This window comes from Nocardia sp. NPDC102475 (assembly GCF_055584605.1).
On the sequence record NZ_JBVJLS010000004.1, the window covers coordinates 35,647 to 54,872 of the forward strand.

The 19,226-nt window shown below is 65.8% G+C and carries 17 protein-coding genes; 3 read left to right on the plus strand and 14 right to left on the minus strand.

The window, feature by feature from the left end:
* Positions 1-8: 8 nt before the first annotated feature.
* The 3 genes from ACZ60G_RS08355 to ACZ60G_RS08365 all read right to left on the minus strand — a co-directional run bounded on the left by ACZ60G_RS08355 (position 9) and on the right by ACZ60G_RS08365 (position 3,703).
* Positions 9-1,676 carry a fatty acyl-AMP ligase gene (locus ACZ60G_RS08355; protein WP_465808460.1) on the minus strand — a complete coding sequence of 556 codons (1,668 nt, stop codon included), beginning with the start codon at positions 1,674-1,676 and terminating at the stop codon, positions 9-11.
* Positions 1,677-1,860: 184 nt separating this feature from the next.
* A complete protein-coding gene (locus tag ACZ60G_RS08360) occupies positions 1,861-2,496 on the minus strand; it encodes an MspA family porin (RefSeq protein ID WP_465808462.1) in 636 nt (211 codons plus the stop codon).
* A gap of 97 nt (positions 2,497-2,593) precedes the next feature.
* Positions 2,594-3,703, minus strand: a complete 1,110-nt coding sequence (locus tag ACZ60G_RS08365; RefSeq protein WP_465808464.1) for a class I SAM-dependent methyltransferase — start codon at positions 3,701-3,703, stop codon at positions 2,594-2,596.
* Positions 3,704-3,717: 14 nt separating this feature from the next.
* On the opposite strand from ACZ60G_RS08365, the gene rfbC reads away from it, so the two are divergent.
* Positions 3,718-4,281, plus strand: a complete 564-nt coding sequence (rfbC, locus tag ACZ60G_RS08370; RefSeq protein WP_465808466.1) for a dTDP-4-dehydrorhamnose 3,5-epimerase — start codon at positions 3,718-3,720, stop codon at positions 4,279-4,281.
* Here rfbC and ACZ60G_RS08375 read toward each other — a convergent pair.
* From ACZ60G_RS08375 to ACZ60G_RS08390, 4 genes are read right to left on the minus strand one after another with little or no spacing between them, the layout of a single operon-like run.
* Positions 4,256-5,293: an NAD-dependent epimerase/dehydratase family protein gene (locus ACZ60G_RS08375; protein WP_465808468.1), complete on the minus strand. Its 1,038-nt coding sequence runs from the start codon at positions 5,291-5,293 to the stop codon at positions 4,256-4,258. The two genes, rfbC and ACZ60G_RS08375, sit on opposite strands and share 26 nt — an antisense overlap.
* Positions 5,294-5,328: 35 nt before the next feature.
* Positions 5,329-5,979 (minus strand): PIG-L deacetylase family protein, encoded by a 651-nt coding sequence (locus ACZ60G_RS08380; RefSeq protein ID WP_465808470.1) that lies wholly within the window; start codon positions 5,977-5,979, stop codon positions 5,329-5,331.
* Positions 5,976-6,755 carry a glycosyltransferase family protein gene (locus ACZ60G_RS08385; protein ID WP_433621519.1) on the minus strand — a complete coding sequence of 260 codons (780 nt, stop codon included), beginning with the start codon at positions 6,753-6,755 and terminating at the stop codon, positions 5,976-5,978. Before ACZ60G_RS08385 ends, ACZ60G_RS08380 begins: the two co-directional genes overlap by 4 nt.
* Complete coding sequence (locus ACZ60G_RS08390) at positions 6,752-8,020, minus strand: methyltransferase domain-containing protein (protein ID WP_465809137.1); 1,269 nt, start codon at positions 8,018-8,020, stop codon at positions 6,752-6,754. The genes ACZ60G_RS08385 and ACZ60G_RS08390 overlap by 4 nt, the downstream gene beginning before the upstream one ends.
* A gap of 489 nt (positions 8,021-8,509) precedes the next feature.
* Between ACZ60G_RS08390 and ACZ60G_RS08395 the strand changes: the two genes are divergently transcribed.
* The gene (locus ACZ60G_RS08395) at positions 8,510-10,024 is read left to right on the plus strand and encodes a sugar transferase (RefSeq protein WP_465808472.1); all 1,515 of its coding nucleotides are present in this window, start codon (positions 8,510-8,512) and stop codon (positions 10,022-10,024) included.
* Between the two features lie 2 nt (positions 10,025-10,026).
* Here ACZ60G_RS08395 and ACZ60G_RS08400 read toward each other — a convergent pair whose 3' ends face one another.
* Positions 10,027-10,689, minus strand: coding sequence for a biliverdin-producing heme oxygenase (locus ACZ60G_RS08400; protein ID WP_465808474.1), 663 nt, complete (start codon positions 10,687-10,689; stop codon positions 10,027-10,029).
* A gap of 96 nt (positions 10,690-10,785) precedes the next feature.
* The gene (locus ACZ60G_RS08405) at positions 10,786-12,330 is read right to left on the minus strand and encodes a threonine/serine exporter family protein (protein ID WP_465808476.1); all 1,545 of its coding nucleotides are present in this window, start codon (positions 12,328-12,330) and stop codon (positions 10,786-10,788) included.
* Between the two features lie 146 nt (positions 12,331-12,476).
* On the opposite strand from ACZ60G_RS08405, the gene ACZ60G_RS08410 reads away from it, so the two are divergent.
* Positions 12,477-13,331, plus strand: coding sequence for a TIGR03619 family F420-dependent LLM class oxidoreductase (locus ACZ60G_RS08410; RefSeq protein ID WP_387293222.1), 855 nt, complete (start codon positions 12,477-12,479; stop codon positions 13,329-13,331).
* A gap of 67 nt (positions 13,332-13,398) precedes the next feature.
* On the opposite strand, the gene ACZ60G_RS08415 is transcribed toward ACZ60G_RS08410, so the two are convergent.
* The 5 genes from ACZ60G_RS08415 to ACZ60G_RS08435 form a co-directional block, all read right to left on the minus strand.
* Positions 13,399-15,321, minus strand: a complete 1,923-nt coding sequence (locus ACZ60G_RS08415; RefSeq protein ID WP_465808478.1) for a vWA domain-containing protein — start codon at positions 15,319-15,321, stop codon at positions 13,399-13,401.
* 111 nt (positions 15,322-15,432) lie between these two features.
* Positions 15,433-15,588, minus strand: a complete 156-nt coding sequence (locus ACZ60G_RS08420; protein ID WP_465808480.1) for a hypothetical protein — start codon at positions 15,586-15,588, stop codon at positions 15,433-15,435.
* Between the two features lie 381 nt (positions 15,589-15,969).
* Positions 15,970-17,607, minus strand: a complete 1,638-nt coding sequence (locus tag ACZ60G_RS08425; protein ID WP_465808482.1) for an ABC transporter permease — start codon at positions 17,605-17,607, stop codon at positions 15,970-15,972.
* The gene (locus tag ACZ60G_RS08430; protein ID WP_465808485.1) at positions 17,604-18,536 is read right to left on the minus strand and encodes an ABC transporter ATP-binding protein; all 933 of its coding nucleotides are present in this window, start codon (positions 18,534-18,536) and stop codon (positions 17,604-17,606) included. Before ACZ60G_RS08430 ends, ACZ60G_RS08425 begins: the two co-directional genes overlap by 4 nt.
* The gene (locus tag ACZ60G_RS08435; protein ID WP_465808489.1) at positions 18,536-19,171 is read right to left on the minus strand and encodes a TetR/AcrR family transcriptional regulator; all 636 of its coding nucleotides are present in this window, start codon (positions 19,169-19,171) and stop codon (positions 18,536-18,538) included. Before ACZ60G_RS08435 ends, ACZ60G_RS08430 begins: the two co-directional genes overlap by 1 nt.
* Positions 19,172-19,226: the final 55 nt, after the last annotated feature.

Here is a 19,226-nt window from a genome sequence, read left to right on the forward strand (position 1 = left end):
CTCCTGATTCAGACGGTCAGTGCTCGGTTCAGTGCCGGTTCGAGATCCTCGTGCAGTACGCCCTCGATGCGGTGCTGGAGGAAGGCATCGCGCATCGAGCCGCGCTGCACCTTGCCGCTGGTGGTGCGATGCACCGCTCGGCGCTCTACCAGAACGACATTCGGTGCGGGCACATCGAAGCCACGTGCCACGGCGACCTTGATCGACGAGGTCAGCTCGGCCAGCGTCGAGCCAGCGAGCCGTGCGGGCTGCACGCCCTGCACCACGACCATTCGCTCCCGTCCGCCCGCGTCCACGGCGACGGCCACACCGGCACTGTCGGCGAGCGCAGGATGCAGCTCTTGCACGAGTTCTTCGACATCCTGGGGATAGACATTGCGGCCGTTGATGATCAGCAGGTCCTTGCGGCGACCCGTGACGAACAACTCGTTATCGCGCGACAGACCGAGGTCACCGGTGCGCAGGAATGGTCCCTCGGTGCCGATGTAGGCATCGAAGGTATCCACGGTTTCGGCGGGACGGTTCCAATATCCGACGGCGACACTGTCACCACGGATCCAGATTTCACCGACCGTGCTGTCCGGCAACTGCTCTCGCGTGTCCGGGTCGACGATGCGGATATCGAGACCGCGGGCGGGCGAACCGCAGCCGACGATCCGGGCGCCGTTTTCGGAGTCCAGGTAGACCGGCGCCGCGTCGACCGCTCCTACGCTGGCAAGCAACGTCACTTCGGCAAGGCCGTACGCGGGCAGGAATGCCGTGGGCCGCAGACCGGTCGGCGCGAACCGCTCGAGCACCGCCGTCACGGTCCGCTCACGGACCGGCTCGGCCCCGCACAGCGCGATGGTCAGGGTGCTGAGATCGAGTTCGGCCAACTGCTCGTCGCTGACCCGCCGGAGGATCAGGTCGTATGCGAAATTCGGTGCGGCAGTGATGGTTGCCCGGTATTTGTCGATGGCCTGCAGCCAGCGGACCGGACGCTTGAGGAAGGTCGTCGGCGCCATGAATACGAGATTCCCGCCGCCGTAGACCACCGCGAGCAGCAGGCCGATCAGCCCCATATCGTGGAAATGCGGGATCCAGCTGACGGCGGTCGTCGATTCACCCAGTCCGATCGCCATGATGGCGGCCTCGTTGTGCATGAGGTTGCCGTGTGTCACGACGACACCCTTCGGTGCGCCCGTCGAACCCGATGTGTACTGCAGGAATGCGATCGCTGCGGAATCGATGTCGGGCATGCGCCAGGCGTCCGGGTCGCCGAGCGGATCGTCGGTGGCGACGACGGTCGCCGTGGTGGCCGCCACGACCAGGGGGAGCACATCGGCGCTGGTGAGCACCAGCTGGGCACCGGAGTCCGCGATTATGCCGCGGACCCGCTGCGCGCTGCTCTCGTAGTGCGGCAGCGGCGCCGGCACGGCCACGACACCGGCGTACAAACAACCGAGAAAAGCCCGTAGGAAGGCCATGCCGTCCTGATAGAGCAGCACGACCGGCTGCGCGGCTTCTCGACGTGTCGCCAACCAAGCGGCCACGGCCCTGGCATCACGATCGAGTTCGCGGTAGGTGACGATCTCCTCGACGAACTCGCGACCGACCTCACGCAGATAGGTGTAGGACCTCGTATCCCCGTATTCGCATACCTGCCGACGGACCTGGTGGACGTAGCTCGGCTGCATAGGGGGGATTCCTCCGGGGATCGGGAAACGGGAACACGAACAACTTTCCGGTGTCCGCGCCTCGTGGACCAGAGACCTCAGGGATCGCCCAGCAAACCCGAGGGTGGGTGATTCTCACCCCAGGGTGCCCACACAGCAGTGTGGCGCCCGATGACCGGACGCCACACTGCTGTGCACTGCCGACTCAGATGGTCCAGAGCCTGCCGTAGGTGTACACCGCATCACCGTTGGCGCTGATCACCCGCACGAACGGGCGAATGGTCGTCTGACCGAGCACGCCGGTGACGGTGCCGTGGAAGCCGGACATCCGGATGAAGCCCTCCGAGCCGGAGACGTCGCCGCCCGTGCATTCGAAGGTCTGGATGCCGGGCCCGAAACCCACCTCGAGCTCGACGCCCGCGCGCGGGATCAGTCCGTTGAGCTTGAGCGCCGAGCCGTCGGCGCCACCGAGATCGAGACCGAGGTCCGGCGTGTACCACTGGAACCGGATCCGGCCATTTACCGTGGCCGGATATCCGACCTGATATCCGACCGTGATGTGGCCCGACCAGTCCTGGGCGTTCGGTCCGGAGATGCGGTAGGAAGCCTCCCCGTTGTGGAACCACTCGCGGGTCAGCGGATTGCCGTCCAGCGGTGGAACGAAATCGATCCGGGTATCGGATTGAATCGCCTCGACCGTCCGATCCTGCCGATCGACGATCTGACTGGTGCTATCGATCGCCGCGGATGCGGCGCCGGTGGTAAAGGCCAGACCCGAAGCCGTTACCGAGGCCAATATGAACGCGCGCAGACTCCGGCTACGGAGTGTGTTCTCCCTCATCATTTCCCCTCAGGTTCCCCATAACAGATGTCTCTACAGCAAAACGCGCATCGCCGACGCCGATCCCGCTACGACGCAGCGAACTCACGACATATGTTCACCGCCCTTCCGAGGGACCGGCCGGGTCGTCGACGACCCAGCGGCCGTCGAGTTCGGGAAACCTGGCACGGACCTCGGCGAGCAGATCGCGCAATGTCAGCAGCACGAAATCCGGTCGGGCGGAGACGAGTTCGGCAGGGGAGATGATCGGGATATCGGTGCCCGGCATCCGGCGGCCCTGTTTGGCTGGTGAGGCATCGGCGACCGCGGCGATCAGTCCGCGGTGCACTCCGACAATGCTGAAGAGCGCGACCGCGCGCGATGCCGCCCCATAGGCGTACACCCGTCTGCGGCGCGCCGCCATCGCCTCGAGCCAGCGGCGCAGGAGCCGCGCATGCTCGTCGGTCGTGCGCTGAAGGCCCTGTAGCGCAACGAGATCGGTGTATCCGGCCTCCGCGGCGCGAATCGCGCGCACGGATTCGTCCGGTTCGACCGTGCCGTGCACCGCGCCGATCAGGACGGTGCCGCCGTACAGATCGAACTCCCACGCCCTTGCCACACTCATCCCGGCGGCCTCGAGCAATCGGTGCAGTGCGCCGAGCGAGTAGTACGCGAAATGCCCGTGCCGCAATGCATTCCACTGACCTGCCGCGACAATGGTGGCCAGCGAGTGGTACTGGAGCAGCAGCAGACCCGTCGGTGCGGTCGCCGCGGCCCGCTGCGCGAAGGCGGCCCGCTGATCCGGCTCGTGCATGATGCCGAAGCAGTCGAGCACCACATCGGCGACCCCGTCGACGGATTCGAACCCGCGCGCCGCGAGCAACGGCAGCCAGGTACCGCCGTGCGGACTGCCGAATTCGCGCACGGTCCGCCCGCGCAACAGACCAGCGCGCGCCACCCGTGCCACCGCGTCGGCGGCCTGATCGCCCAGCGCCTGCGGTTCGATACCGCGCGGCTCCGCGGTTCGGGTGTCGTCCTCGGCCAACTGTGCCAGCCCGCAGGCACCGCAGACATCCATGCGCAGCGGATGCGCGATCTCGGTGGTTTCGATCGCACTGCCCGCGAGCGGAAAGTGGTCGGCGGCAGGAACTTTACCGAGATCGAGCACCGGAGTGAGTTCTGAACTCGAGCAGCCGCGGCAACCGCGACCCGGGACCGTGGCGTTCATGACACGATGGCCTGGTGCGTATCGAACATACCGATCTCGCCGATGTCCTGGTGCTGGTGCCCGAACCCTTCCGGGACGACCGCGGCCTGTTCACCCGCACCTTCGACGCCACGGAGTTCGACGCCTACCTCGGCGCACCCGGTACGGCGGCCGCATTCGTGCAGGATTCGCAATCCCGTTCGGCACGCGGAGTCATCCGGGGCATGCACGGACGATCCAGGCGCGGTGAAGCGAAGCTGGTGCGCTGCGCGCACGGCGCGGTGCACGACGTGCTCGTCGATATCCGGCCGGATTCGCCGAGTTTCGGGCGGCAGCAGGCATTTCGACTCGACGACACCGAATTCCGGCAGCTCTATGTGCCGCCGGGCTTCCTGCACGGCTTCCAGGCGCTCACCGCGGCTGCCGATGTCTGCTACCGGATAGACCGTCCGCACGATCCGGCCGAGGACATCGGCGTCGCCTACGACGATGCGGAACTGGCCATCGCCTGGCCGCTGCCGGTCACCGTGGTCTCGGCCCGCGACCGAGCTGCCGGCAGTTGGCGACAGCTGCTTACGAAACTTGCCGAGCCGCGGTGATCCGACGCATCGACGCGTCGAGCACCCCGGTATCTCGCAATTTCTCCAGATGTGGCAACCGGGTGAACCGGCGGAAGAAATCGTCACTGGTCAGTCCTCTGGCGGTGTATTCGCGATACAGCTGCTCGGCCCCGGCGGTCACCGTCCAGGTGGCGCGGTAGCCGAGAACCGAACGGGCGGCGGAGAAGTCGACGCGGTAGGACCTCGGGTCCGCACCGCTCTCGCCGGTGATGGACAGCCGCGCGCCTGGCACTGCGTTCACCACGGCATCGGCGATTTCGGCAACCGTGAGGTTGTTCGCCTCGGTCCCGATATTGAATGCCCGGCAGTCGATCGCCGCGCGCGGCGCGGTCAGGCAGGTAGCGAAGGCCTTGGCGATATCGTCGGCATGCACCAGCGGCCGCCACGGTGTCCCGTCCGAGAGCACCTTGACCTCGCCGGTGAGCACCGCGTACCCGACCAGATTATTGAGCACGATATCCGCGCGCAGCCGCGGCGAGAAGCCGAATGCCGTTGCGTTGCGCAGGAATACCGGCGTGAAGCCGGCATCGGCCAGTGCCGCGACATCGTCCTCGACCCGCACCTTGCTCTCGGCATAGGGCGTGATCGGACGCAGCGGGGCGTCCTCGGTGACCAGATCCTCGCCCGCCGCGCCATACACCGAACAGGTCGACGCGTATAGAAACCGCCGCACCCCAGCCTCTTTCGCGAGCCGGGCCAGCCGCACCGACGCGTGATGATTGATCGCGTAGGTGATTTCGGGATCGAGTGCGCCGAGCGGATCGTTGGACAACGCCGCGAGATGGATCACCGCGTCGAATCCGGTGAGCTGATCGACGGTCACGTCGCGCAGGTCGACCGCGAGACCGGGCGGATCGCCGGGCAGTCGGCCCAGGACGCAATCGGCGAAGAATCCGGCATCGAGCCCGACCACCTCGTGGCCCGCGGCGCGCAACACCGGTGCCATGACCGTGCCGAGATAACCCTGATGTCCGGTAAGCAGTACACGCATGCCTGTGTCTTCGGCAGTCAATTGAGCTCCAACAGTCATGACAGACCCAAATCGATGACGACCTTGTCGACAACGAATGCTTCGGCATGCCGATCCCGGCATTGCACCCCACGCAGCCGGGACAGACCGGTGAACGACTGCTCGTCGAACCAGTCCCGCCCCACTTGAGAAGGGTAGTGCTTCTGCAGCAGCCGCGCCTTTTCCTCGGCGAATTCCGTTGATATCGGGACGAATACGGTCGGGGTCGGCGTATCGGTCTCCCACTTCAGAATTTCGTAGCCGAGCACCAGATGGTCCCGGAATTCGGTGGGTACCAGTTCGGCGAGCAGCCGATGATCTTGATGCGCGTCGCCGCGCTGCGGTGCGAAGACCAGATCCGGTTCGGTGCTCGCGCGGAAGGCGGCCAGCGCCTGCTTGATTCGGTCCCAGTGCGCGGGTGCTCGGCCGTCGGGCAGGTCGAGCACCGTCACGCGCAGATCCGCGTTCGGACAGAACGCGGCCAGCGCGGCCCGCTCCTCGTCCTCGCGCGCCGTGCCCGCACCGGTGAGCACCAGTGCGCGCACCCGCAGGCCGGAATGCTTGCGCGCCACGGTGAGCAGCGTCGCGCCCATGCCGATCGCGATGTCATCGCAGTGCGCCCCGAGCACCGCGATCTCGGTCAGTGACCCGGTGGTCAGCGCGATCATGCGAACTGTTTCTCCCAGACCATCCACGGACGGATGCCGGATCGGTATGCCGCGTCGAGTTCGGCGCGTTCCTTGAAGGTGTCGGCGGGCTTCCAGAAGCCCAGATGCTGATAGCCGTAGAGCCGGCCCTGTCCGGCCAGCCTGCCGCAGGCGTCGGCCACCAGATCGCCGCCGGGCGGCAGCAGATCCAGTACCTCGTGGCTGAGCACGAAGTATCCGCCGTTCTCCCACAGCGGCATCGACGAAACCGGCCGGATTTCCTTGACCTCGCCATTGGGCTTGATATCGACGCAGTGGAACGACTGCTGCGGCGGCACCACCATCATCGAGGCCGCCGCGCCGGAGGCGTCGAAGCGCTCGATCATTTCGTCGAGCGGTGCGTCGGTGAGCACGTCGGCGTAGTTGGCCAGGAAGGTCTGCTCACCCTCGAGATATGGGCGCACCCGGCGCAGCCGCTCGCCGATGGCCGAGTCGAGACCGGTGTCGACGAAGGTGATCGACCAGTCGCTGATATCGGTGCGCAGCAACTCCACCGAACCGTCGCGGATCACGAAGTCATTGGAGACCGACTCCTGGTAGGTGAGGAAGAAGTTCTTGATGTGCTCGGCCCCGTAGCCGAGGCACAGAATGAAATCCTTGTGGCCGAAGTGCGCGTAATAGCGCATCACATGCCACAGCAGCGGCCGTGGACCGACCAGTTGCATCGGCTTGGGCAGCATGTCGGAGCCGTCGCGCATCCGCATCCCGTACCCGCCGCAGAACAGCACAACCTTCATCGCGCGTGCCTTCCCCTCGATTCAGCAATCTTCGTTTCCCCGAGCACGGCGCTGTGCAAAGTCGGTAGTGGATAGACCAGTTCGCCGCCCCAATCGGCGATATGGCTCAGTTGTGCGGTGATCTCGGCCTCGAGATTCCACGGCAGTACCAGCACCGCATCGGGTCGATCGAGATCGATGTGTGCGGTCGGGTAGATCGGGATCCGGGTGCCCGGGGTGAATCGCCCGTGCTTGTACGGATTTCGGTCGACCGTATAGCTCAGCAGGTCGGGTCGGATCCCGCAATAGTTGAGCAGGGTGTTGCCCTTACCGGGCGCGCCGTAGCCGACCACCCGCTTGCCTTGGGCACGTGCGTCGAGCAGGAACCGCAGCAATTCTTGACGGACGCGCCGCGCGCTGGTCTCCAGGTGCCGGTAGCCCTCGGGGCGGTGCAGGCCCGCGGTCTGCTCACGGTGCAGCACCTCGCGCACCCGGCTGCTCGGTGCGTCCGCGACCGCCTCCGGCCGGGCCCACAGCCGGATCGAACCACCATGGGTGGCAAGCAGTTCGACATCCACCACGGCCAATCCGGCAGTGGCGAGCGCGCGCTGGGCCGAGAGCACCGTGTAGTACTGGAAATGTTCGTGATAGATGGTGTCGAACTGGCCGAGCTCCATCAGATTCAGCGCGTGATGCACCTCGATCGAGAGCCAGCCGTCATCGGCGAGCAGTTCGCGCAGTGCGCGGGTGAATCCGCGCAGGTCGGGGATGTGGGCGTAGACATTGTTGGCGACGACCAGGTCCGCGGGCCCGTGCTGGGCGCGGATCCGCTTGGCGAATTCCTCGTCGAGGAAGGCGGTTTCGGTCGGCACGCCGAGTTTGCGCGCGGCCGCGCCGACATTCACCGAGGGTTCGATGCCAAGGCACGGGATGCCCGCGGCGACCACATGCCGCAGCAGGTACCCGTCGTTGCTGGCGACCTCGACCACGAACGAATCGGTCTCGAGGTCAAGCTTTTTGACAGCTTCGGAAACGAAGACTTCGGCATGCCGTACCCAACTATCGGAATACGAGGCGAAATACGCGTATTCGGTGAATGTTTCCTCCGGCGTGATCAATGCGGGGATCTGCAACAGCAGGCAGTCCTCGCAGATCCGCAGGTGCAGAGGATAGGTCGGCTCGGGAAGATCGAGTTCGTCCACCGCGAGAAATTTCTCGCACGGCGGTGTGGCGCCGAGGTCGAGCACACTCGACATACGCTCGGAATCACAAAGTCGACAACGCATCCTGGCCCCCTGCCTCCTGCCGCGTGGATCGGCCCGGCGAATTACCGGCATGCCGATGACGTCGGCGCGATCAAGTGAGACGTTACAGCGAATCGCTTGCTTACGGCTCATGGAATCGATTGTGCGGTAGCGGTTTTCGGACGATTCCGAGGTCGCTCCAACCATGGGCATCTGGTGGGCAAACAACGCTCTTGGTGGCGGAGCCCCCATCGTCACTTCCATCTGGTGTGGGCGCGGGTGCGTCACCTGCCGACTTTTCCCGGCGACGCATTTGTGTCAAGGGTCGAAAAACCGACCGTCCGAAGGTTGGCTACTCCGTGGAATACTCTGCGGCGCTTTCTGTTCAGCGTGTGGAGTGGATTGTGTTCTGTAACAATCACCTTCTGACCGCCGACTGAAGGAACACCCCGGGCGGTCGGATTGCGTCGAGGGGACCGGTCGACGGGGATCGGGGGCAACGAAAAACTCCCAGGGGGAGGTGTTTGTTCAATGAGCTACGAGCTCACCGACGATGACGACCTGGATCTCGCAGGCCCGTCACCGACCCTGCCGCGATCTGAGCGCGAACGTTGGCAGGCGGAGTATGTACGGCGCCTGGCCACAACGGATTTCGCGGTGATCGCCGTGGCCGTCGGCCTTGCACAACTGATCCGGTTCGGCGGCCCCGTCGCGCCGCCGCTGGCCTGGCCGATGCCGTACGAGATCGGCTACACCGTTGTCTCGGTGTTGCTCGCGCTCACCTGGCTCGCTTTCCTCGCGGCATGCAATTCCCGGTCGCCACAGGTGGTGGGGTCCGGGTCCGAAGAGTATCGGCGGTTGGTTTCGGCCACGTTGCGACTGTTCGGGGCCTTGGCGATCATGTCGCTGATCTTCCAGATCGAGTTCGCGCGAGGCTATCTCGCGATCGCGCTGCCGCTGGGTCTGGTCGGACTGATGGTCAGCCGGTTGCTCCGGCGACTGCACACCAGACAGCGACGCAGGCGCGAGGGCGAATACCGCACCTCGGTACTCGTCGTCGGCTGGCCCGAGGCGGCGCAGGCGATGGCGACCGCCTTCTCCCGCGATCCGGATTCCGGTTATCAGGTTGTCGGCGTATGCATTCCGGATGGCGGCACCGACGCGACCGACTACGCGATCCGGGCATCCGGAAAGTCCTTCTCGGTGGTCGGCGACGATCGCTCGGTGCTCGACGCGGTGCGCCGCAGTGGGGCAGATACCGTCGCGGTGACCGCGACCGATCACCTCGGACCCGTCGAATTGCGCCGGATGGCATGGGATCTCGATCCGCTCGGCATCGAGTTGATCGTCGCGCCCGGGGTCGTCGATATCGCGGGCACCCGGCAGACCAACCGTCAGGTCGCGGGCATGCCGATGCTGCACATCGCCAAACCGCAGTACGACCGCGCGAAGTCGACCGGTAAGGCGGTCTTCGATATGTGCTTCGCCGGCGCGGTGCTGTTCGCGATCCTGCCCGCGATGGTCGGCATCGCGATGCTGGTCAAGCTGACCAGTCCCGGTCCGGTTTTCTACCGCTCGGAACGAATCGGGCGCGGTGGCAAGCCTTTCCAGATGATCAAGTTCCGCAGCATGTACGTTGACGCCGATCGCAATGCCGCGGCGCTGATCGAGGCGAATGGCGGCAATCCGGTGTTCTTCAAGATGAAGGACGATCCGCGAATCACTCCGATCGGCAAGGTCATTCGCAAATTCAGCCTCGACGAGCTACCCCAGTTCCTCAATGTGGTGCGCGGTGAGATGAGCGTGGTCGGCCCGCGTCCGCAGGTGCAGCGCGAGGTCGACACCTACGACGGCAATATGCGGCGCAGGCTGCTGGTGAAGCCGGGCGTCACCGGTCTGTGGCAGGTGAGCGGACGCTCGGATCTATCGCTCGAGGATGCGGTGCGCCTCGACCTGTCCTATGTCGAGAACTGGTCGATGATCCTGGATCTGCTGTTGATCGCCAAGACGATCGGCGCGGTCGCGCGCGGGGAGGGTGCGTACTGAGCTCAGCTGGGGCGACGGGCCGGGAATTCGGCGGCGAGTTCGGCGAATACCGCGGTATTCAGCGCGAAGGCCCGCTGTCCCTCGTCGAGCACCCGGCGGCGTTCGAGATCGTCGAGCGGCAATTGGTCGAGCAGACCGCGGTATTCGCGTTTGAAGGCCGCCGGATTGCCGAGCGCGTCGAAGACGTAGAAGCGGACACCGTCGCCGCGATGCGGGAGATTCCACAACTTCTCGGCGGTCCCCCGGATGACCTGGCCGCCCGACAGGTCACCGAGATAGCGGGTGTAGTGGTGCGCGATGTACCCGGCGGGCCACTCGCGGGCGCATTCGTCGATGCGGGCGGCGTAGGCGGCCGTGGCGGGCAGCGCTTCGAGGGCCGCGCGCCAGTCGGGGCCGATGAGGTGCGCGAGGTCGCGTTCCAGCTCCGCGGTCCTGGCCAGTTCGGTACGGATGAACGGACCCGCGATCGGATCATCGGCCAGGGCGTCCCAGCGGTCTTCCAAGGCGTGGTAGATGAACCAGAGTTGGGCGGTGTAGCGGTGGTAGGAGTCGATGCCGAGTTCGCCGCCGAGCATGTCACCGATGAACGAGGCGTTCTCCGCCTCTTCGTGCTGCTGTGCGGTGGCGGTGCGGATCGCCGTGGAGAACGGGACCGTATCCGACATTTCTGAACCACCTCACTGAATCTGACGAGCGAGGGCTTTGGGCACCCTAACTAATTCGAATAACCATACAGGCTGACCCTGGCGGCTACCTGTGCATCATGATCGACGGCCGGATTCCCGACGCCCCGGGTGGCGCGGGAGCCGGCGTATGCGCACGATGACCGGCCGGCGGATCGAGCCGAATCGGCTCAGGATGCGCGGTCTGCGCACGGTGCGGTCGAACCACTCGCCGAGGGTGACGCCCGCGGCCAGCGCGCAACCGACGCCGACCGCCGCGAGCACCTGATTGGCTCCGATCAGCAGTTCGTCGTTGAGCAGGGCATAGAGCCCGCGATACACCTTCAGACCCGGCAGCAGCGGGGTGATGCCCGCCAGCGCGACGACCAGCGGGGGAGTCAGCGCCCGGCGCGCCATCAGACCACCGGCCAGGCCGACCAGCGTCGCGGCGACCGCGGAGGAGATCACGGGACCGAAGCCGAGGTGCTGTACGAGCAGAAAACAGATGGTGCCCGCGGCACCGCCGAATGCGGCAGCGGCGAGGGCGCGACGCTCGGCGTAGCAGGCCAGCGCGAACGCCAGCGCGGCCACCGCACCGGCCGCGATCTTGATCGGCAGATCGGTGATATCGCGGCTGGAGGTCAGATAGACCGGCGGAATCGTGGCGCCGAGGATATCGCCCACCCGCAGTGCCATCGCGATGCCCGCGATAATGCCGCCGGTCATCATCATGACCTCGAGCATGCGGGCGGTCGCGGTGATCGGCGCCCCGGTTATCGCGTCCTGCACCGCGCCGACCAGCTGCAATCCACTGAGCAGCACGGTGATTCCGGCGGCGATGACCAATGTCGGATCCACATCGATATGCAGGGTTGCCGCCAGGGTGGCCAGCAGCAGCGCCGGTGTCGCCGCGACGGCGCCGCCCACCACATGCTGGAAGAAGAACGGCAGACCGTAGCGATTCAGGACGCGATTGACGCGGTCGATGGCCAGGGTGGTGCCGAAGCTGACCGCGGCGACGAGCCAGCCACCGCCGAGCAGCGCCGCGATCGATGCGGCGAGCAGCGACCAGCCGAAGGTGGCGACCCACCGGTGGTACGGATGCGGCGCGGAGGTGATCGCGTCCAGGCGGGCACGCGCGTCGCCGGGCGGGACGACCTCATTGCGGATGCGGCGGGTGAGCCGGTCGACCGCGGCGAGGCGGGTGAGGTCCAGTGAGCGGTATTTGACCACCCGCATGGTGCTGGCGGGCGGCAGCAGGGGACCGCGGTCGGCCCAGATCCTGATCGCGTCATAGGTGACGTCGATATCGCAGCGGGCCAGTCCATAGGTGGCGGCGATGAAGCGCACCTGGGCCATCGTGTCGTTGACACCCGTACCCGAAGCGAGCACCACCTCGCCCACCCGCACGGCCAGATCGAGCACCTCGGCGACGCGCGCATCGTCGGTGAGATCGATCGGCTGCAGCGGCGTCGGCGCGGCGACGATGTGGTCGGCGGTGGCCGGACGGTCGGCGACCAGCAGGTCGACCGCCTGTTTGACGACCGGAATGCGGGGTGCGCGGAGGAAGCGCAATCGCGGCCGCCTGGCCGCCTGATCGCCCGGGGCGGTGTCGTCTCCTCCTGGAAATGTGTCCGGACCCATGAGCGCGACCGTAGTCAACCGAGGCCTTGGTTCGCATCCGTGGTGGTCCGAGGGGCCATTCGGTGGCTAGACGGATGTCCGGACACTTGGTCGGAGCCGGGAAAAGTGATAGAACTTGTTCTAATTTGCAGATGGGAGTGTGCACGGTGCGGTACGGAATTGTGTTGTTCACCAGTGACCGGGGCATTACGCCCGCCGATGCGGCCGCGGCCGCCGAACAAGCCGGATTCGACGCCTTCTACGTGCCCGAACACACCCATATTCCGGTGGTCCGGGCGGCGGCGCATCCGCGCACCGGGGATGCGAGCCTGCCCGACGACCGGTATCTGCGCACGCTGGACCCGTGGGTCGCGCTGGCCACCGCGGCGGCGGTGACCAGCCGGATCACGCTGTCCACCGCGGTCGCCCTGCCCGCCGAACACCATCCGATCACCCTGGCCAAGACCCTCGCCTCGCTGGATCATCTGTCCGGCGGCCGGGTCAGCCTCGGCGTCGGTTTCGGTTGGAATACCGACGAAATGGCGCATCACGGGGTGCCCGCGAACAAGCGCAGGACGGTATTGCGTGAACATCTGGATGCCATGCGCGCGTTGTGGTCGGAGGAGGAAGCCAGCTTCGCCGGGCAATTCGTGAATTTCGGGCCGAGTTGGTCCTGGCCCAAGCCGGTGCAGAAACGGATTCCGGTGATTCTCGGCGCGGCCGGGACCGAGCAGTCGTTCACCTGGCTGGCCAAGAATGCCGATGCCTGGCTCACCACCCCCACCGAGGACGGCCTCGGGGAGAAAATCGAACTGCTGCACCGGGTTTGGCGCGAACACGAGCGCGAGGGCAGCCCGGAGATCATCGCGCTGGCCGGACGTCATGATGCGGCGCAGCTCGCGCAGTGGGCCGAATTGGGTATCACCGAAGCGGTTTTCGGCCTACCGGATCGCGATGCCGATGACGTGCGCGCATACCTGACCCGACTCGCCGGAAAGCTCGGTCTCGAAGCAGCCCGCTGACACCAATATTTACCCACCCCGCCGGCTCCGCCGGCTGCCATCCCCGCTGGCGTCAGCGGGCCTTCCGCTAACCGCGTCGCCTGCGTGCCACGAGCAATCCGATCAGTACACCGGCCACGCCGATGATCGCAACGCCGATCACGGCGATCGCGATCACGGCGGTCGACGAATTCGATTCGGACGCCCTCGATTCCGCCACCGCGGGGGCCGCACCGGGTGTGCGGCTCGTCGGTGTCTTCACACCGCTCGATTTCTCACCGAAAACGCCATCGCCGATAGTGCTCGCGTACGTCGGACCGCTCTCCTTGGTATCGGTGACGGTCAGATCCAATTGCACCGACACCGGGCGGTTTTCGCTCTGTTCGAAGGTCGAGCCGAGTTTGACGGCGATGTAGTACCAACCGGCCACCGCCTCGCGCCGTGACTCCAGCTGATCGGCCTTGCGGTTGTTGTACCGAATCGGAACGGTGGCGATCGCTTTATCCGTCGGCAGCACGGCCTCGGTGCCGGTATAGGAGGCAAAGTCCGAATCGATCTCCTCGCGGATCGGGCTGTAGAGGGTGGTCCGGACATTCGAGAGGTTGTCGAGTCCGCGACCGCCATTGGCCCCGAAGCGAACTCGATACGCCAGACCCTGACCCCAGTCCAATCTCACGCGATAGAACACGAATTCGCCTGGTTGGAGCGTGTCGGTATAGCGACCGCTGCCCGGCAGCGTACCGGCCACCGTGAACGACGAGCCGCCGGATACGGGCGTACCCGCACCGCTCGGTTCGACGAAGGTCGTCGGCGGTGCGACCGCGACCGGACCGGCATCGGTCACCGCCGGTTCGATACCGACGATCAGCTCGATCGGAAGTCGTTCCGGCACACCGGCGGACACCTTCTCCCAGGTCAGTTGGAAGTAGTAGCGACCGCCGCCCTTGCATTTATCAGAGCTGCCGTTGCCCTTGCGTTCCTTGGTCGCACCGTCGAAGGCCTTGGCCACGGTGAGCGCGACGCCGTCACTGGATTTGGTGGAGCTCTCGAATTCGAAGACATTGCAGTCCTCGCCGTCCGCACCGTAGATCCGCATTTGCAGCGAGTTCAGATCGTCGGTCGAGGAGATATCACGCAGCCGTGGAAAGGAAAGGGTGCCACTGAAATACGCGGTCGCACCCGCCGGGACATCGACTGCCCAGTAACGCTTTTCCTTCTGACCGATGGTGTCCAGAAACTGGCCCGGGGTCGCGACCGGCGCCGCGCCGTAGGTTGGTGCGCCGGTGATCGGTATGCCGACGGCCTGGTAATTGCGCAGGGCCGCCGACGATATGCGCGGCAGTGTCCGTTCGAGCGCGGGACCGTCGGCGGCGTCGCTGTAGGTACCGCCGGTGGCCTGCGCCATGCAGGTCAGCTGCGCGCGGGCCTTGGCGTCGACGGCGAATCCGATGGTGTGCACGATGAGATCGAGCCCCTGCTTTTTCAGTTCGCGCGCGACCTCACAGGGTTCGGGCGGGGAGCAGGTGTCGTCGCCGTCGGAGACCAGGACGATCGAGCGCGGTCCCGATTTGGGCAGTGTCTCGGCGGCCTGGCGCAGTGCGGTGCCCATCGGTGTCCAACCACTGGCCTTGATCCCGTCGACCGCGCTGGTCAGTGCGGTCCGGTCCAGGGTTTCGGGTTTATGCAGGACCCGGACGTCGCGGCAGCCGGATGCCTTCTCCGCCTCGGTATTTCCGGTGTTCGTGCCGTAAACGGTCAGTCCGACTTTGGAATCCGCGGGTGCGGAACCGACGAAGTTGCGCACGGCGTTCTTGGCGGCATCCATCATCGTGCCCGCCGGATCTGGGCGCTGCATGGAGCCGGACGCGTCCAGAATGAGCATGGTCGGCGCGTACTGCGGGTTGTCCGGACTCTGCTGTGCCTGCGCGGGCAGTGCCGCCACGGCGAGTCCGATCAAACCCGCAGCAGTGGCCGCGGTCAGTCGGGTAAAGCGCTGGGTAATTCTCGACATATGCCTCGTCTGCTTATTTCGCTTTGGTAACGAAGCAGACGTTACCCATAGAGGGTGGGTGTTCCCATCGGTGAAACGGGCACCGGCATACCGATTGTCCGTATCGGCTGGTCAAGCTGTCACGGCGACATTCCAGAACTCGGCGTAGCGCCCAGCTCGGTGCAGGAGTTCGTCGTGCGTGCCCTGTTCGACGATCCGGCCGCCGTCCAGGAAGACGATGCGATCGGTGCGTTGAACGGTCCGCAATCGATGCGCGACCAGCACCACCGTCCGGCGCCATCAGGCGTTCGATGCCTTCGTGCACGGCCGCCTCGTTCACCGGATCCAGTGCCGGTGGACCGTTCCCACGTCTCGGCGAGGTCGGTGGTACTCATCGCGATTCGGCCATGTCGATCCGCGGAAGAGACGGGATGAAATGCTTCCAGGTCGGATTCATGTAGATCATCCTCATCGCCGCCGCCCGCGAGATCAGCCGCCATCCGTCGCGAATCCGTTCCGAATCACGCACCGATCGGCGGCCATATCGCCGCCCCACCGAACCCGGGCCGGACTCGCCGGCACCGATGGCGGCTCCTCGATGACCGAGAGCGCGGCACAGTGCCCCCTAACGAGCGGTGAAACTCGTTGCGGGGCACTGCTATCCGAATCTCAGCGCAGATCGCGGCGGCGGAAGCCCACGATCCCGACCCCGAGCAGCACGACCGCGATTCCGAGCAGCCACAGGATCGGCGTGGCCTCGAACGATGAGCCGGGCAGCTTCGGCGGGTGCACGAAGGGGACCAGATCGCGGACCCACTGCGGGAGTCCGTCGAGCGCGCCGATGACGAAGATGATGATCATCGTGCTCAGCACGCCCCAGGCGACCGGCGTGTAGCGAGGCGCGAGCCCGTAGATCGCCGCCGTGATCGCGGTGAGCACCCACACCGCGGGCAGTTGCACCGCCGCTGCGCCGAGGCAGTCGCCGAGCTTGCCCGCCAGATCGCCGTCGGAGATGCCGTAGATGACTCCGACCGCCGCACCCGCGAGGAACAGCAGCACCACCGGTCCGAGCAGCGCGATGCCGATATGGCTGAGCGCGTAGCGTTCTCGGCTTACCGAACCGGCCAGCGTTGCCTCGGCGCGCTGGCTGGACTCCTCCTCGTGCAGTCGCAGCACCGCCGAGATGGAGTAGGCCGACGCCGCGATGGCCAGCATGCTGAGGGCGAAGGTGATGAACGAATTCTGCAGCATATCCGTGCCGCCCATCCGGTTGATCACATCGCGGACCTGCTTGCTGTTGTCGAGCATGTCGCCGACGCTGTTGATGGCACCACCCATCAGCGATCCGTAGAGCAGGAAGCCGATGGACCAGGCCAGCAGAGAGCCGCGCTGGAGCCGCCACGCGAGCCCCGCCGGACCGGCGAGTGTGGGGGCCGCGACCGGTGCGCCCGGCCGCTCGGCGAGCAGGCCCGATCCGGTATCACGTTGCCGCAGCAGCATATACGCGGCGATCGTGGTCACGATGGCGACGGTGAGCAGCGGAATCAACACCCACCAGCGCTCATCCGCGTACGGCCGCATATTGATACACCAGCCGAGCGGCGAAAACCAGGACAGCACACCGTTTCCGGCGTCGCCGACCGCGCGCAACGCGAAGGCCGTGCCGAGTGCGCCGAACGCCACCCCGCGCGCGACCCGCGCACCCACGCTCACCTGTGCCGCGATGGCGGCGACCCCGGCCCAGACCAGACCGGAACTGCCGAGTGTCGCGCCGTAGGCCAGCGAACCTGCGGCGGGCAGGTCACTGCCGTAGAGCGCGAGGGCGCTCAGGATGGCGACGATCAGACAGCCGGTCGCCGTCATGATCATGGCGGCGGTCAACCCCGCGTAGCGGCCGATACTCGTGGCGCCGACCAATTCCGCACGACCGGTCTCCTCCTCGACCCGGGTGTGCCGGATGACGGTGAGAATCGTCGCGATCGCCATCATCGCGTAGAACGGGCCGGCCTTCCACAGCCCGACCGAGCCCAGATCGGTGCTGAAGACCGGCCCGTACATGGCAATGAGCGCCGGGCTTTCCATGACCGACCGCGCCGCATGATCGAGGTCGGCCTGCGTGGTGTAAACGGCCTTGGCGCTGCTGACATAGCCGGCGGGCAGCAGGCCGAAAGCAAATACCCACAGCGGCAACACAATTCGGTCGCGACGCAGGAAAAGTCGCAGCAATTGGGCGGTACCGGCGAAGTCGGCCGACCCGCGCACGGCGGGCGTGGCGTAATGTCTGCCGCCCACGGTTGCGGTTGTCATGATCCCACCTTCTCCATGGTCGCCCTCGCCTGCTCGGACGTCGCACCGTCGACGTGGTAATGCCGCATGAACAGCTCCTCCAGCGTGGGCGGCGCACTGGTGAGGCTGCGCACTCCGGCATCGCCGAGGATCCGGATCAACTCGCCGAGATGTTCCCCGTCCACCTGACAGCGCAGCGTCGAACCGTCGCGTTCGATGTCCTCGACACCCGGGATGCGGCTGAGATCGCCTGGGTCGCCGAGCAATTCGGCGGTGATGGAGGTGCGCGACAGATGGCGCATATCCGCGAGCGATCCGCTTTCCACGGTGCGCCCGGCCCGGATGATGGTCACCCGGTCGCAGAGCACCTCCACCTCGGAGAGGATATGGCTGGAGAGCAGGACCGTGGTGCCGCGCTGTTTGGCCTCTTCGACGCATTCGCGAAAGATCTGCTCCATCAATGGATCCAGACCCGAGGTCGGTTCGTCGAGTAGCAGTAAACGCACATCGGAGGCAAGCGCGGAGATCAGCGCGACCTTCTGCCGGTTGCCCTTGGAGTAGGTGCGTGCCTTCTTGCGCGGATCCAGGTCGAATCGCTCGATGAGTTCGGTGCGACGCTGCGGGTTGATTTCACCGCGCATTCTGGCCAATAGGTCGATGGTTTCCCCACCGGATAAAGATGGCCATAGTGTGACATCGCCTGGTACATAAGCGATTTCGCGGTGCAGTTCGACCGCATCGGTCCACGGGTCGCGCCCGAGCAGCCGCGCCTCGCCGGAGCTGGCGCGCAGGATCCCCAGCAGGATACGGATGGTGGTCGACTTACCCGCGCCGTTCGGGCCGAGGAAGCCGTGGATTTCGCCCTCGCGGACCGCGAGATCCAGCCCGGTCAGGGCGGCGAAGTGGCCGAAGTTCTTGTGCAGATCGCGAACTTCGATGATGTCGGACATCAGGTCTCCTTGGTAAGGGTGTCCAAAATCGTTGGGTCGGTCAGGAATCCCTGGGCGTAGAGCTCCGCGGCGGGCAGCATGAACTCCTCGGTCAAGGTGCGAACGAGCTTGCGATAGTCCAGCTTTTCGCCGCGTTGCTGCCGCAGGGTGAAGTACAGAACGGTCGCGCCGACATTGACCATCGTCAGATATCTGGCCCGCGCGGCCGGATCGCGGCTCGGCTTGAGGGTGCCCGCCTCGACGCCTGCCTGGATGTAGTCCTCGGCATCCGAGATCATGTGCTCGAGCAATGATTCGGCCAAGGGTCCGCCCGCCTGCAGGCTGCGCACCATGTAGGCGACCAGCGGGCCGTATGCCTCGATCTCGGACATCGCGTCGAGCATGCTTTTCGCGACGTTCGTCTCGGTGGCGGTCTTCCACTTCTGGTCCCGGATCAACTCCAGCACCCGGTCGTCGCAGGCGGCCCGCAGGCCGTCCTTCGAGCCGAAATGATGGTTGACCAGTCCAGGGGAGACACCGGCCGCTGCGGCGATCGCGCGCACTCCGACCTGGAATCCGTTGTCACCGAACACCTCGATCGCGATATCGCGAATGCGGGCGGCGGTGGTGAGGTCCGAATTCGGGGTCGACGTCACGCGGCGCCTCCTAGTTCGGCGGGTCCTTGCGATACGGCTCTCTGGTTGAACACAT

Bases quoted from the DNA above. Each gene is read 5' to 3' on its own strand.
- ACZ60G_RS08425 (WP_465808482.1), bottom strand. From the start codon at position 17,607: ATGACAACCGCAACCGTGGGCGGCAGACATTACGCCACGCCCGCCGTG.
- ACZ60G_RS08405 (WP_465808476.1), bottom strand. From the start codon at position 12,330: ATGGGTCCGGACACATTTCCAGGAGGAGACGACACCGCCCCGGGCGAT.
- ACZ60G_RS08355 (WP_465808460.1), bottom strand. From the start codon at position 1,676: ATGCAGCCGAGCTACGTCCACCAGGTCCGTCGGCAGGTATGCGAATAC.
- ACZ60G_RS08375 (WP_465808468.1), bottom strand. From the start codon at position 5,293: ATGCGTGTACTGCTTACCGGACATCAGGGTTATCTCGGCACGGTCATG.
- ACZ60G_RS08430 (WP_465808485.1), bottom strand. From the start codon at position 18,536: ATGTCCGACATCATCGAAGTTCGCGATCTGCACAAGAACTTCGGCCAC.
- ACZ60G_RS08400 (WP_465808474.1), bottom strand. From the start codon at position 10,689: ATGTCGGATACGGTCCCGTTCTCCACGGCGATCCGCACCGCCACCGCA.
- ACZ60G_RS08395 (WP_465808472.1), top strand. From the start codon at position 8,510: ATGAGCTACGAGCTCACCGACGATGACGACCTGGATCTCGCAGGCCCG.
- ACZ60G_RS08415 (WP_465808478.1), bottom strand. From the start codon at position 15,321: ATGTCGAGAATTACCCAGCGCTTTACCCGACTGACCGCGGCCACTGCT.
- ACZ60G_RS08385 (WP_433621519.1), bottom strand. From the start codon at position 6,755: ATGAAGGTTGTGCTGTTCTGCGGCGGGTACGGGATGCGGATGCGCGAC.
- ACZ60G_RS08365 (WP_465808464.1), bottom strand. From the start codon at position 3,703: ATGAACGCCACGGTCCCGGGTCGCGGTTGCCGCGGCTGCTCGAGTTCA.
- ACZ60G_RS08360 (WP_465808462.1), bottom strand. From the start codon at position 2,496: ATGAGGGAGAACACACTCCGTAGCCGGAGTCTGCGCGCGTTCATATTG.
- ACZ60G_RS08390 (WP_465809137.1), bottom strand. From the start codon at position 8,020: ATGCGTTGTCGACTTTGTGATTCCGAGCGTATGTCGAGTGTGCTCGAC.
- ACZ60G_RS08380 (WP_465808470.1), bottom strand. From the start codon at position 5,979: ATGATCGCGCTGACCACCGGGTCACTGACCGAGATCGCGGTGCTCGGG.